The 12,672-nt window shown below is 73.1% G+C and carries 13 protein-coding genes; 3 read left to right on the forward strand and 10 right to left on the reverse strand.

What is annotated here, in order from left to right:
- Positions 1-103: 103 nt before the first annotated feature.
- The 3 genes from FHX40_RS23085 to FHX40_RS23095 all read right to left on the reverse strand — a co-directional run bounded on the left by FHX40_RS23085 (position 104) and on the right by FHX40_RS23095 (position 2,756).
- Positions 104-529, reverse strand: coding sequence for an archease (locus FHX40_RS23085; protein WP_142262079.1), 426 nt, complete (start codon positions 527-529; stop codon positions 104-106).
- A complete protein-coding gene (locus FHX40_RS23090) occupies positions 529-1,926 on the reverse strand; it encodes an RtcB family protein (protein ID WP_142262080.1) in 1,398 nt (465 codons plus the stop codon). Before FHX40_RS23090 ends, FHX40_RS23085 begins: the two co-directional genes overlap by 1 nt.
- Before the next feature lie 68 nt (positions 1,927-1,994).
- The gene (locus tag FHX40_RS23095) at positions 1,995-2,756 is read right to left on the reverse strand and encodes an HAD family hydrolase (protein WP_142262081.1); all 762 of its coding nucleotides are present in this window, start codon (positions 2,754-2,756) and stop codon (positions 1,995-1,997) included.
- Between the two features lie 533 nt (positions 2,757-3,289).
- Between FHX40_RS23095 and FHX40_RS23100 the strand changes: the two genes are divergently transcribed.
- Positions 3,290-3,718 (forward strand): hypothetical protein, encoded by a 429-nt coding sequence (locus tag FHX40_RS23100; protein WP_142262082.1) that lies wholly within the window; start codon positions 3,290-3,292, stop codon positions 3,716-3,718.
- A gap of 126 nt (positions 3,719-3,844) precedes the next feature.
- On the opposite strand, the gene FHX40_RS23105 is transcribed toward FHX40_RS23100, so the two are convergent.
- The 6 genes from FHX40_RS23105 to FHX40_RS23130 all read right to left on the reverse strand — a co-directional run bounded on the left by FHX40_RS23105 (position 3,845) and on the right by FHX40_RS23130 (position 10,256).
- Positions 3,845-4,537: an SDR family NAD(P)-dependent oxidoreductase gene (locus tag FHX40_RS23105; RefSeq protein ID WP_142262083.1), complete on the reverse strand. Its 693-nt coding sequence runs from the start codon at positions 4,535-4,537 to the stop codon at positions 3,845-3,847.
- A 2-nt stretch (positions 4,538-4,539) separates the two neighbouring features.
- Positions 4,540-5,433, reverse strand: coding sequence for a cupin domain-containing protein (locus FHX40_RS23110; RefSeq protein WP_211350485.1), 894 nt, complete (start codon positions 5,431-5,433; stop codon positions 4,540-4,542).
- Complete coding sequence (locus FHX40_RS23115) at positions 5,430-6,779, reverse strand: amidohydrolase family protein (protein WP_142262084.1); 1,350 nt, start codon at positions 6,777-6,779, stop codon at positions 5,430-5,432. Before FHX40_RS23115 ends, FHX40_RS23110 begins: the two co-directional genes overlap by 4 nt.
- A gap of 165 nt (positions 6,780-6,944) precedes the next feature.
- Positions 6,945-7,937: an alpha-ketoacid dehydrogenase subunit beta gene (locus FHX40_RS23120; protein ID WP_189136158.1), complete on the reverse strand. Its 993-nt coding sequence runs from the start codon at positions 7,935-7,937 to the stop codon at positions 6,945-6,947.
- Positions 7,925-8,935 carry a thiamine pyrophosphate-dependent dehydrogenase E1 component subunit alpha gene (locus FHX40_RS23125; protein WP_211350486.1) on the reverse strand — a complete coding sequence of 337 codons (1,011 nt, stop codon included), beginning with the start codon at positions 8,933-8,935 and terminating at the stop codon, positions 7,925-7,927. Before FHX40_RS23125 ends, FHX40_RS23120 begins: the two co-directional genes overlap by 13 nt.
- Positions 8,936-8,942: 7 nt before the next feature.
- Complete coding sequence (locus FHX40_RS23130) at positions 8,943-10,256, reverse strand: M24 family metallopeptidase (RefSeq protein ID WP_142262085.1); 1,314 nt, start codon at positions 10,254-10,256, stop codon at positions 8,943-8,945.
- A gap of 437 nt (positions 10,257-10,693) precedes the next feature.
- Between FHX40_RS23130 and FHX40_RS25595 the strand changes: the two genes are divergently transcribed.
- Both FHX40_RS25595 and FHX40_RS25295 read left to right on the forward strand, forming a co-directional pair.
- Positions 10,694-11,515: a helix-turn-helix domain-containing protein gene (locus FHX40_RS25595; protein ID WP_211350487.1), complete on the forward strand. Its 822-nt coding sequence runs from the start codon at positions 10,694-10,696 to the stop codon at positions 11,513-11,515.
- 328 nt (positions 11,516-11,843) lie between these two features.
- On the forward strand, positions 11,844-11,990 hold the full coding sequence (locus FHX40_RS25295; protein ID WP_170198974.1) for a hypothetical protein: 147 nt from the start codon (positions 11,844-11,846) through the stop codon (positions 11,988-11,990).
- 20 nt (positions 11,991-12,010) lie between these two features.
- Here the strand turns inward: FHX40_RS25295 and FHX40_RS23145 are convergent, their stop codons facing one another.
- Positions 12,011-12,670, reverse strand: coding sequence for a response regulator (locus FHX40_RS23145; RefSeq protein ID WP_142262086.1), 660 nt, complete (start codon positions 12,668-12,670; stop codon positions 12,011-12,013).
- Positions 12,671-12,672 lie beyond the last annotated feature (2 nt).

Raw genomic sequence — 12,672 nt, forward strand, 5'->3', positions numbered from 1 at the left:
GGCCGTCACCGCGGACGGCGTCCGGCCCCCCTCGTCGCCCACGGGCACACCCGATGATCCCCCGTACCCGCGCCTTTGCCCGACCATGCCATTGGTGATCATGTCACACGTCGAGCGTCACCTCGCACAGCCACCCGTCCGGCCGCCGCTCGACGCGCAGCCCGTGCAGGGCCACGGCCTTCGGCACCGCGCCGATCTGCGGCAGGTCCGCGAGGTCGGCCATGTCGAGGCGGGCGAGCGGCCCGGCCGCGTCGCGGGTCAGCTCGGCCCCGACCGGGACCCGGCCGGTCACGTCCATCAGGTAGATCACCTCGTCGAGCAGGGCGACCACCCGGTCCTCGGGCGGGTCGGCCGGGTCGAGGCGCACCTCGCGCCGCTCCGCGGCCGTGGCGCCGGTCGTGTCGACGAAGCTCGCCACCGAGCCGAGCACCGCCTGGGCCAGGCACTCCTCGAGGGTCGGCCCCCACGCCTGGATCCGGGTGTCCGCGGTGTGCGGCAGGGTACGGTGGCCCGCCCGCGGCGCGCCCATCAGCCCTTCACCACGCCGAGCGGCACGAGACGGGCGACCTTGCGGCACAGCCCGGCCCCCACGCTCGCCTCGATCACCGCGTCCACGTCCTTGTACGCGGTCGGGGTCTCCTCGGCGAGGCCGCGCCAGGTGGCGCCGCGCACCGCGATGCCCTTCGCCTGCAACTGGTCGCGCAGCGTGCGGCCGTCGATCGACCTGGCGGCCTGGTGGCGGCTCTGGGTACGGCCGGCCCCGTGGCAGGTGGAGTGGAACGCCTGGCCGCCGGGCACTCCGGCGAGCACGTAGGAGGCGGTGCCCATGGTGCCGGGGATGAGCACCGGCTGGCCGTACGGGGCGAGGTCCTCGGGCAGGTCGGGGTGGTGCGGGGGCAGCGCGCGGGTCGCGCCCTTGCGGTGCACGCACAGCCGCCTGCCGTCGTGCTCCTCGATCTTGGCGAGGTTGTGCGAGATGTCGTAGACGAGGTCGAGCTCGGCGCCGAGCACGTCGGCGAACGCGCGGCGCGCGGCCTGGCCGAGGAGCTGCCGGTTCGCCCGGCCGTAGTTCGCGGCGGCGGCCATCGCGCCGAGGTAGGACCGGCCCTCCGGGGAGTCCACCGGGGCGCAGGCGAGCTGGCGGTCCGGCACCTGGATGCCGTACCGCGGCATCGCCTTCTCCATCACCCGCACGTGGTCGGTGCAGATCTGGTGGCCGAGGCCGCGCGACCCGCAGTGGATCATGACGCAGACCTGGCCCGTGCGCAGGCCGAACGCGGCCGCGGTGGCCTCGTCGTACACCTCGTCCACCGCCTGGACCTCCAGGAAGTGGTTGCCGGAACCGAGGCTGCCCACCTGGTCCTGGCCGCGGTCCATCGCCTTCGCGCTCACCTGGGCCACGTCGGCGTCGGCGACCGCCCCGTAGTCCTCGCACCGCGCCAGGTCGCGAGGGACGCCGTGGCCCTGCTCGACCGCGTACGCCGCGCCGCCGTGCAGCAGCTTCTCCAGCTCCGAGCGGCCGGACAGGCGCCACACCCCGCCGCGGCCGGTGCCGCGCGGCACCCCGCGGTCGAGGTGGTCCATGAGCGCCTCCAGCCGGGGCCGCAGCTCGTCGCGGTCGACGCTCGCCGCGAGCAGCCGCACCCCGCAGGAGATGTCGAAGCCCACCCCGCCCGGGGACACCACGCCGCCCTCGGCGATGTCGGTGGCCGCGACGCCGCCGATCGGGAAGCCGTAGCCCCAGTGCAGGTCGGGCATGCCGTACGAGGCGCCGACGATGCCCGGCAGCGTCGCCACGTTCGCCACCTGCCGCAGCGCCTGGTCCTCGGGCAGCAGCCGCCGCGAGGCGAACACCACCCCGGGCACCCGCATCGACCCCTCGCGCTCGACTCGGAACCGGTAGGGGGTCTCCTCGACAACCTTCATACCGACCATCTTCCCGGGACCGGCGGCGCCACCGGTAAAGGACGACCGGCACCCGGTCAGGCGCGCGTTCAGGTGCGCGGGGCGGCCTCGCCGTGGCTCACCAGCGGCACCCGGCCGGAGACCCACAGCTCGCCGAGGTCGCCGATCACCACGTCGGCGTCGCCCGCGGGCGCCTGGGCCGGGCCGCGCACGCCGACGACGAGGCCGAACCGGCCCATCCGCGCGGCCTGCAGCGCGGGCGGGGTGGCGGCGACCACCACGCACTCGTACGGCTCGGCGCCGAGTTGCCGGGCGGCGTGCAGCGGGATCGCCGGGTCCGGCATGGCCGCCAGGCCGAGCTCGGCGGCGGTCACCCCGTCGACCCGGGCGTCGATCATGTCGCCCATGCCCGCGCGGGTGAGGATCTCGGCGCAGTTGCGGCTCGGCGAGATCGCGGCGAGCCGGGCCCCGTGCCGGCGCAGTTCGCGCACGAGCGCCATGGCGGCGGGGAAGGCGGCCACGCCGTGGCGGCGGATCTCGGTGAGGAAGAGCTCCTCCTTCCGCTCGGCGAGCTCGGCGAGCATGCCGTCGTCGCCGTCCGGCGGCGCGATGCCGCGCGAGGCGAGGAACTCGCGCGCCCCCTCCAGTCGGGGGCGGCCGTCGAAGTGGGCCAGGTAGTCGTCGCGGACGTCGAACGGCCGCGCCTGGTCGGCGGAGAGTCCGGGCAGCCGCCGCAGCAGGTCGTCGAGGACCCGCTTCCAGGCGGCCGCGTGGATCCGGGCGGTGTCGGTGAGCACCCCGTCGGTCTCGAAGATCACCGCACTGTACCGGCGCAGATCGATCACCGTCATTTTGTCCCTCCTGGCCACGGGGCTGCCCCGTCATGGTCCCCGCTGCGCGGGCCGAGGAACATCGACGGACGTCCCTTTTACCCGGGTCTTTCGTCGCATGGAGGATCACCGGGGGCGGCGGGTCGCGCTCGCCCACCGCCGCTGACCTGCGACGACGATCACCTGGGGGCGGACGCCGGGCTTTGCCCGGGCGTGGCCGCGGCGGCCCGGAGACGCCGTCACGGAACGGTAGATCTTTTCCGGCGCGACGGGCGTGGCGGGGAGGGTCCGGGGCGTCGCATCGCCCCGCGGCGCCGTCCCGGATCGGCGGGGCCGCGGCGTTTATTGTCACCGGAGCGAATTTCGCGACACGCCACGGAACGGTTTCCCGGACACGCGGAACGGCAAAGCGCAGGCCTCGCTTTTACTGCCCAAGGCAACTTCTCGCGGTTTCACCGAATTCGCGGTTTGGGATGGGTACCTGACCCGGGACGAAAAACCGGCACGGGGCGAACGACCAAGGTCTCGTGTGGAGAACGTCGGGAGGGAACCTTATGCGCGGCAAACGGAGCATGCTGCTGCTGGGACCGGCGCTGCTGGTGGCACTCGCCGTGCCGCCCGTCGCGGCGACCGGGGCGATGGCCGCCACCCGGACCGCGAGCACGGCCTCGGTGCAGGCCGTGCAGGCGGACTCGGCGAGCGCGGCGGACGCGACCACGGACGCCAAGCGGCGGTGCAAGCGGTACAAGCGGCACGTGTGCTGCAAGCGGCACGGCCGGTGGATCTGCCACAAGCGGAAGAACCGGTGGGGCCACCACCGGCATTACCGCAAGCACAATCGCCATCACGGCAAGTACCGGCATTACCGGCCGGGCCGCCATTATGGCCACCACGGCAAATTCCGCAGCTACCGCAAATATGACCGGTTTGACAGATTCAGCCGGCACGTGAGCTACCGCTACGAGACCCGCGGGCGGTGGTGAGCACCGGGTGAATCCGTCCCGGCGGCCGACGCGCCGCCGGGCCGACCGTGCGGTCCTGCCCCGCACCGCGCCGGGCAGGACCGCACGTATGTCCGGGCCGTGCCGTACCGTCCCGTCCTGGCGAGGTCAGCGCCAGCCGCCGTCCACGGTGAGGTCCACGCCGTTCACCCCCGGGTTCTCCAGCAGGAACCGGGCGGCGTCGACCACGTCGGCCATGGTGACCAGCCGGCCGGTGAGCGTGCCCGCCCGGATGCCCTCGAGCGCCTCGGGCGGCTTGCCCGCCCAGAACGGGCTGTCGCCGACGATGCCCGGGTGGATGGAGTTCACCCGGATCGGCGCGAGCTCCACCGAGAGCGTGCGCACCAGGCCCACCACCCCGGCGTTGATCGTGCTCACCGTGGTGGACCCGGGGTACGGCCGCAGCCGGGCCATGCCGCCGAACAGCAGCACCGAGCCGTCGCCGGTGAGCCGGTCCCTGAGCACGTGGACCACCTCGGTGTAGCCCACCAGCTTCATCGTCACCAGCGCGACCGCGGCGTCCACGTCGTAGTCGGCCACCGTGTTCGCGTCCCGCTCGATGCCGACGAGCGCGAGGTGGTCGACCGGGCCCACCCCGGCGAGGGCGTCCCGCAGCGTCCCGGGCCTGGCGAGGTCGAGCGCGACGCCCCGCACGTTCGGCCCGAGCTCGGCCGCCACCTTGTCGGCGCGGGCCTGGTCGCGGCCGGTGAGCACCACCTCGCGGCCGCGCGCCGCGTAGTGGGCCGCGAGCTCGCGCCCGATGCCGGCGGTGCCGCCGACGACCACCACACTCCCTGCCATCGTCACTGCCCTCCGGTGATGGACCGCAGATAGTCCCAGTCGCGTACGAACCGGTACGAGTGGCGGCCCGGCGGCTGCGGAGCCTGCGTCTCCAGCCAGCGCAGCGGGCCGCCCCCAACGTTACGGAACCCGTGCACGCAGCCCACCCCGGCGAACGCCGCGTCGCCCGCGCGCAGCCGGTAGGTGACGCCGTCGAACACCGCCTCGGCCTCGCCCTCGAGGAAGTAGTAGGTCTCCTCGAACGGGTGGTCGTGCGGGCCGGCGACCCCGTCCGGGTCGTACCGGACCATGAACATCGTGGTGAGGTCCGCGCCCTGGTCGGAGTCGACCATCATCTTCACCGTGATGCCGCTGTAGACGAGCAGCGCGGTGCGCATGCTCGCCGACCGGGCGAGCATCTCCTGTTTCTGCATGTCGACCCGCATGTTCACCGGGTCGATGTGCCCGTGGTCGCGGTTGCGCGGGTCGCGCGGGTCGACCGCGACCGGCGCGGTCTTGGGCAGCTCGGGCACCGGGTGGACGTCCCGGTCGTGGCGGGCGCGCGGCTGCGGGGAGCGCATCTGCGCCCACCGGGCCGGGGCGGCCTCCTCGTTCCGCCAGGAGTGCGGCACGCCGAGCGGGATCAGGCCGTAGTCGCCGGGCGCGAGCCGTACCGCGCCGGAGGGGGTCTGCAGGATCGGGTGGCCCTCGACCACGTAGAAGCACTCCTCGAAGGACTGCACCGCGGTCGCCACCCGGCCGCCCGGCTCCAGCGCGCACACGTTGAACTCGGTGTGCACCGCGCCGGGCGTCGCCTCGTCCGCGATCGCCCAGCGGGTGTAGCCCTCGGCCTTCCGGGGCTCGGCCGGGGCCGCGTACGTCGCCTCCGCGGCCCGCCGTACCGCGTGCCGCGTCACCGCTCCGCCTTCCGGGCCGCGACCTGGGCGAGCAGGCGCTCCTTCGCCTCCTCGACGAGGCGGCGGGCGCGGCCGACGTCGGCGGTGAGCCTGCCGTGCCGCTTGTGCACCTTGCCGTCGATGAGCACGGTGTCGACGTTCGACACGTCGGCGCAGAGGGTGACCGCGGCGGCGGCGTCGTGGATCGGGGCCACGTTGATCGCCCGGGCGTCGATGAGCACGACGTCGGCCTTCTTGCCCGGGGTGAGCGAGCCGGTGCGGGACTCCAGCCCGGCCACGTGCGCGCCGTTGATCGTGGCCATCTCGAGCATCTGGCGGGCGGTGGGCAGGCCCGCGGCGGGCTCGTTCCGCTCCCAGAAGACCGCGTTGAGCCGGGCCCGCTCGGAGCCGAACGCCGCACGGATCTGGGTGAACATGTCGCCCGGCACCGTGGTCACCACGTCCACCGAGAACGACGGGCGCAGGCCGTACTCGAGGGCCTTCACCACCGGCACCCAGCCGTGGCCCATCTGCAGCTCGACCTGCGGGGCGAGGGAGACCGTGCCGCCGCTGTCGGCGAGCAGCCGCCACTCCTCCTCGCTCAGCCAGGAGCAGTGGATGTAGGTGGTGTCCGGGCCGAGCAGGCCGTACCCGTGCAGCTGCTTGATCATGCCGAACCGGCCGGCGAGGCGGCCCATGCCGACGTGCACGGTGATCGGGATGCCGAGCTCGCGGGCGAGCTCCCACTCGGCGCGCACCACGCTCTCCACGCAGAAGCCGGGGCCGCGGGTGGCGAGCGCCATGGTGAGCAGGCCGTCGTCGGAGGAGAAGTACGTCTCGCGCACCCGGCGCACGTCGTCCGCGGGGATGGCGATCTTGCTGTCGAACCAGTAGTCGGCGAGCGAGAGGTTCGCGCTGCCGTACGCGTACTGGGCGCGGATGCCCGCCTCCTGCAGGCCGCGGATCGCGGCGTCCGGGTGCTCGGGGCCGTTGTTGATGTGCGACCAGTCGACGAGCGTGGTGATGCCCGCGTTGATGCACTCCAGCGCCCCGGCGAGGTTGGAGGCGTAGACGTCCTCGGGCGTGTAGACGGGGGCGAAGGTGTCGAGGATCTCCACGAAGTAGTCGTCGAGCGTGGCGTCCGGGGCCACGTTGCGGATCGCCGTCTCCCAGGTGTGGCGGTGGGTGTCGACGAAGCCGGGGATGACGATGAAGCCGTCGGCGTCGATCACCTCCGCGTCCGCGCCGATCTCCGGCGCCACGGCGACGATGCGGTCGTCCTCGATCAGCACGTCGCCCTTGGGCAGGTCACCGATCCGGGGATCCATGCTGAGCACGTGCCCGCCACGGATGAGGATCTTGCTCATGGCCATCTCCTTTGCGGCCGCTGTCTTGGGGGGTGTCCGGTGCGCGAGCGCCCGGCGGCGGATCCGGCGCCGCGGCCTGGGACGGCGCCGCCGGGGCTCGGGTGGCTGCTCCTCCTGCGTCGGGGGCGGAATCTCGCGTACGGTGATCGGGTCGCGCCTGCGGGCTCAGTAGTCGACGACCGAGCGCACGGCGGCGACGACCCTGTCGACGGTGGGGATGACCTCGTTCTCCAGCACGTCGGCGAACGGCAGCGGCACGTTCGCCGAGGCGACCCGGCGGACCGGGGCGTCGAGCAGCTCGAAGCCCTCCTCGACCACGAGCGAGACCACGGTGCCTCCCCAGCCGCCCTGGTGCGGGTTCTCCTCCACGGTGACCAGCCGGGAGGTCCGGGCCACCGACTCCAGCACCGTGGTCATGTCGAGCGGGATGAGGCAGCGCAGGTCGATCACCTCGGCCGAGACGCCGTGGTCGGCGGCGAGGCGCTCGGCGGCGGCGAGCGCGGTGGGCACGGTCGCGGCGAGCGCGAGGACGGTCACGTCGCGGCCCTCGCGCACCACCGCGGCCCGGCCGAGCTCGACCACGTGGCCCTCGGGCGGGCGCGGCCCCCTGCTCGCGAACAGGCCCTTGTGCTCGAACACGATCACCGGGTCGTCGCTGCGGATCGCCGCCGCCATGAGACCGATCACGTCGGCCGGGGTGGACGGGGCGGCGATCTTCAGGCCGGGGATGGTGAGCGCCCAGTTCTCCACCGCCTGGGAGTGCTGCGCGCCGAAGCCGAGGCCGCCGCCGTTCGCGGTGCGGATCACCAGGGGGACCTTCACCTGGCCGCCGGACATGTACCGCACCTTGGGGATCTCGTTCGCCAGATAGTCCCAGCAGCAGGCGAGGAAGTCGGAGAACATGATCTCGGCGACCGGGCGGATGCCGGTCATCGCCGCGCCGAGCGCGGCCCCGACGATCGCCTGCTCGCTGATCGGGGTGTCCCACACCCGCTCGGCCCCGAACTCCTCGAGCAGGCCCTGGGTGGTCTTGAACACGCCGCCCGCCGCGCCGATGTCCTCGCCGAGGCAGACCACGGTGGGGTCGCGGCGCATCTCGCGGGCGATGCCCTCGGCCACCGCCTCGCGGTAGCTGATCGTGCCGGTCAGTTCCGCCATGCCGCACCTCCGTCGGCCCACAGGTCGGTGAACGCCTCGGCGAGGTCGGGCGGGGGCGCCTGCTTCGCGGCCCGCACCGCGGCCTCGACGAGCTCGGCGGCGCGCCGGTCCGCCTCGTCGATCTCGGCCTCCGGTACGCCGAGGCCGGCCAGGCGGGCGCGGGCGATGGTGAGCGGGTCGCGCTTCAGCCAGGCCTCGACCTCCTCGGCCGGGCGGTACTTCGCCGGGTCGGTACGGCTGTGCCCGTAGTGGCGGTAGGTCTTCGCCTCGATCAGGGTCGGCCCCTCCCCGGCCCGGGCCCGGGCGGCGGCGCGGGCCACCGCGTCCCGCACGACGATGACGTCGTTGCCGTCGATCAGCTCGGCGGCCATGCCGTACGCCGGGGCGCGGTCGTAGGCCGGGTTCTCCACCGCGGTCACCGACCTGATCGGCGTGTACTCCATGTACAGGTTGTTCTCGCAGACGAACACCACGGGCAGCCGCCACACCTGGGCGAGGTTGAGCGCCTCGTGGAACGCGCCGATGTTCGTGGCGCCGTCGCCGAAGAACGCGACCGCGATCCGGTCGGTGCGCAGCAGCCGGGCCGACCAGGCCGCGCCGACCGCCATCGGCAGGTGGGCGCCGACGATCGCGTACGAGCCGAGCATGCCGCCCTCGGCGTACGTCAGGTGCATCGAGCCGCCCTTGGCCTTGCAGATGCCGGTGGCCTTCTGCATCAGCTCGGCGAGGCATGCCTCGGGGGAGCCGCCGCGGGCGATGGTGTGGTGGTGGCCCCGGTAGGTGGCGAACACGTGGTCGTCCGGCCGCAGCGCGGCGCTCGCGCCGACCGCGATCGCCTCGTGGCCGGCGGCGAGGTGGGTGGTGCCCTTCACCAGGCCGGCGAGGAACAGGTCGTAGGCGGCCTTCTCGGTGCGGCGGATCACCGCCATGCGCTCGTACATGGCGAGCAGCTCGGCGCCCTCGTTCACCATGGCTTCACGAACCGCGCTCTGGCTCACGGCGTCCTCACTCCCCACGGCCCGCCTTGGTGTTGCGGTGCGACTCCGCCTCCCGTACGGCGGGCAGCGGCCCGGTCGGGGTGAAGTAGCGGCGGCCGGCGACGAGCAGCTCCTCGGCCGGGAACTTGGTGATCACCTCGCAGCCGTCCGCGGTGACCACGACCTCCTCCTCGATGCGCGCGGCCGACCAGCCGTCCTTGGCGGGCCAGAACGTCTCGAGCGCGAAGACCATGCCCTCCTCGAGCACCTCGGGGTGGTCGAGCGAGACCAGCCGGCTGAAGATCGGCTTCTCCCAGATGGACAGGCCGACGCCGTGGCCGTACTGGAGGGCGAACGCGGCCCGCTCATCGGGGAAGCCGAACTCCTCGGCGCGCGGCCACAGCCGGACGATGTCCGCGGTGGTGGCGCCGGGCTTCACCGCGGCGATCGCCATGTCCATGTACTCGCGGCACCGGATGTAGGCGTCCCGCATCGCCGGGGAGGCGCTGCCCACCGCGAAGCAGCGGTAGTAGCAGGTGCGGTAGCCCATGTGGCTGTGCAGGATGTCGAAGTACGCCGGGTCGCCGGGGCGGATGAGCCGGTCGCTGTACACGTGCGGGTGCGGGGAGCAGCGCTCGCCGGAGATCGCGTTCACGCCCTCGACGTACTCGCTGCCGAGGTCGTAGAGCACCTTGCTCACCAGGCCGACGCACTCGTTCTCGCGCACGCCCGGGCGGAGGAAGTCGTACAGCGCCTCGTAGGCGGCGTCCACCATCGAGCACGCCTGGGTGAGCAGGGCGATCTCGTCGCGGGTCTTGATCCGGCGGGCCTCGAGGAAGAGCTGCTGGCCGTCGACCACGCGCAGGCCCGCGTTCTGCAGCGCGGCGAGCACCGGCATCTCGACGATGTCGACGCCGATCGGCTCGTTCGCCAGGCCACGCTCGGCGAGCTCGTGCGCGATCGTGCGGGCGAGGTCCTCGGCGATGCCCGCGTCCGGGTGGAACGCGCCGCGCAGCACCGAGATGCCGGCCCGGGCCCGGTTCGCGCCGTCGAGCCAGGGGTTGTAGAGCTGGTGGTGCCGGGCCGCGGAACCGAAGTCCCAGACGATCGGCTCGGCGCCTCGGCACAGCAGGGCGAACCGGATGTACTTGTCGATCGCCCAGGTGCCGATGTGGGTCGCCGTCATGTACCGGATGTTCGCGAAATCGAAGGCCAGGACCGCGCCTAGCTCCGAGCGCTCCAGCTGCGCGGTGAGCCGCGCCAGCCGCTCCGAGCGGAGACGGTCGAGGTCGATGCGCTGCTCCCAGTCGACGGCGTTCGTGCCGTAGGTCGCGATCGCCATCGCCCACGCACCCTCTCTGCTACAGTGCTAAGATGTTCAGTGTCGCTTACCGGACGTTAGACCCGGGGCGCGAGGGCGTCAAGCATCAGTTCACATGTTCGCGGTGCCTACCATTGAGGCGCCCGAAACATTCGATGGCGCGAACGTTCACCGCCCGGCCACATCGCACCGCGATCATTCGTTTCCGCGGATGACCGCCCCACCGGCGGGGAGGTGCGGGACGAGGGCCCTGCGATGGTGACCGTGTGCAGGGCCGGTGCACGGTTCCCGGCGGTTCGGCACCCGACCGGGGAGGCGTTTCGCGACACTGAGAAGGGACGGCGCCGGGCGCGCCGGCGGGCCCGGCGGGCCCGGCGGGCATCGGACGGCCCGGTGACGCCACCAGGTGACGGGGACACGGCGAGAGGCCGGATGATCGCAGGAGGGGTGGCTCGGCGATGAGCGCGTCGGCGGTGGCCGCGATCGGGGAGCGGCTTCGTGCGGCCCGGTTGCGCAAGGGCATGAGCGTGCGGGGGCTCGCCCGCGCCGTCGACGTGTCGGCGAGCCTGATCTCGCAGATCGAGACCGGGAAGAGCAGCCCGTCGGTGAGCACGCTGTACGCGATCACCACCGCGCTCGGCATCTCCATCGAGGACGTGTTCGGCGAGCCCGAGACCCCGCGGGCCGGGGAGGGCGCGGGTGCCGCCGCGGAAGCGGCGCCGCCGGAGGGCGGGAAGGCGCCCGCCGACCCGCGGATCGGCCCCGGCGCGGAGGTGGCGGCGGTGCTCGCCGGGATCGCCACGGGCCTCGCCGCGGCTCCGGCCGCCGGCGCCACCGGCGAGCGGGGCGAGGAGGCTGCGGGCGAGGGCGGCCCCGCCGTACCCGGCACGGAGTCGGCCACCGCGCGGGGCCTGCGCATGCTGTCCCGCAAGCGCCATGTCGGCCCGGTGGTGCGCGCGGACGAGCGCGAGGAGCTGCGCCTCGACTCGGGCGTGACCTGGGAGCTGCTCGGCCAGCTGCCCGACACCCACGTGGACTTCCTGCGCATCACCTACGCCCCGGGCGGCCGCTCGTCCTCGGACGGCCTGCTCATGCGGCACTCCGGCACCGAGTTCGGCCACGTGCTCAGCGGCCGGCTCACCCTCACCCTCGGCTTCGAGACCTACGAGCTCGGCCCCGGCGACTCGGTGTGCTTCGACAGCTCGACCCCGCACGCCTACGCCAACCACGGCACCGAGCCCGCGGTCGGCGTCTGGTTCGTGCTCGAGCGCTTCCGCTGACCCACCGTCCGGACCGCGTCGTGGTCGGCGTTCGCGGCCCGGCGCTCGCTGCCGCCACGATCACGGCCCTCCCGCCGCCTATGGTCCGGCCGGGACACTTTGTTCACTTCTGCGAACATCCCGAACAGCTGTATTGCACAGCGTAAATCGTTACTACACATTCGCAGGTCACGAATCAAGGTGTACGCGCCCCTACGGGGCGTACGCCGCGGCCGACGCCGTGCTCGCGACGTCCGAAGGACGGTGACAGCCGCGCCACATCCCCTTCGCCGGTCCGGCCGTCCCTCGCCGGACCGAGCGCGATCCACCACGGCGTCGCCCGTACGCGGTGGCACGCCGACGCCGACCTGCACCGGGCGACCACCGGCGCGGTACGGCGGTCGAGCAGGACCCGCACCGCGCCTTCGTCGCCGCGGGCGCCGCAGCCTGGCTCGCCGCCTCCCCCGAGGTACGGCGGCGCGTGCTCGGCATGTGACACCGCATGTGTGACACAGCTCAGGGCTCGATGAGGCCCACCCGGATCGCGTACCGGGTGAGCTCGAGGCGGTCCTTGAGGCCGAGCTTCTGCAGCAGGTTGGCGCGGTGCCGCTCGACCGTCTTCACGCTGATGACGAGCATGTCGGCGATCTCCTGCGAGGTGTGGCCCTCGGCGACGAGCTTGAGGATCTCCTCCTCCCGTTCGGTGATCGCCTTCGCCGGTACGGCGCCGCCCTGCCGGGCGCGCTCGAGGTGGCTGCGGATGAGGGCCTTGATCGCGCCGGGGTAGAGGAAGGGCTCGCCGCGCATCGCGGCCCGGCAGGCCTCCACGAGGTCGCGGTCGGCGACGGACTTGAGCACGTAGCCCGAGGCCCCGGCGCTCAGCGCCTCGAAGAAGAACTGCTCGTTGTCGTACATGGTGAGCATGAGGATCCGCAGCTCCGGCATGATGCGCGACAGCTCGCGCGCGGCCTGGAGCCCGGTCATGCGGGGCATGGCGATGTCGAGGATGGCCAGGTCGGGCCGGTGCGCACGGGCCTGTTCGATGGCCTCGGCCCCGTCCCCGGCCTCGGCGACCACGGTGAGGTCGGGTTCGCCGTCGAGGATGAGCCGTACCCCTCGCCGGACCAGCGCGTGGTCGTCGGCAAGCAGGATACGGGTGACATTCGCCTCGGACATGG

It is taken from the genome of Thermopolyspora flexuosa, assembly GCF_006716785.1.
GTDB lineage: Bacteria > Actinomycetota > Actinomycetes > Streptosporangiales > Streptosporangiaceae > Thermopolyspora > Thermopolyspora flexuosa.

Excerpts from the sequence above, each read along its gene's own strand:
- FHX40_RS25595 (WP_211350487.1), top strand. The coding sequence starts at position 10,694 with ATGAGCGCGTCGGCGGTGGCCGCGATCGGGGAGCGGCTTCGTGCGGCC.
- FHX40_RS23120 (WP_189136158.1), bottom strand. The coding sequence starts at position 7,937 with ATGGCGGAACTGACCGGCACGATCAGCTACCGCGAGGCGGTGGCCGAG.
- FHX40_RS23145 (WP_142262086.1), bottom strand. The coding sequence starts at position 12,670 with ATGTCCGAGGCGAATGTCACCCGTATCCTGCTTGCCGACGACCACGCG.
- FHX40_RS23095 (WP_142262081.1), bottom strand. The coding sequence starts at position 2,756 with ATGACGGTGATCGATCTGCGCCGGTACAGTGCGGTGATCTTCGAGACC.
- FHX40_RS23115 (WP_142262084.1), bottom strand. The coding sequence starts at position 6,779 with ATGAGCAAGATCCTCATCCGTGGCGGGCACGTGCTCAGCATGGATCCC.
- FHX40_RS23085 (WP_142262079.1), bottom strand. The coding sequence starts at position 529 with ATGGGCGCGCCGCGGGCGGGCCACCGTACCCTGCCGCACACCGCGGAC.
- FHX40_RS23090 (WP_142262080.1), bottom strand. The coding sequence starts at position 1,926 with ATGAAGGTTGTCGAGGAGACCCCCTACCGGTTCCGAGTCGAGCGCGAG.
- FHX40_RS23105 (WP_142262083.1), bottom strand. The coding sequence starts at position 4,537 with ATGGCAGGGAGTGTGGTGGTCGTCGGCGGCACCGCCGGCATCGGGCGC.
- FHX40_RS23130 (WP_142262085.1), bottom strand. The coding sequence starts at position 10,256 with ATGGCGATCGCGACCTACGGCACGAACGCCGTCGACTGGGAGCAGCGC.
- FHX40_RS23100 (WP_142262082.1), top strand. The coding sequence starts at position 3,290 with ATGCGCGGCAAACGGAGCATGCTGCTGCTGGGACCGGCGCTGCTGGTG.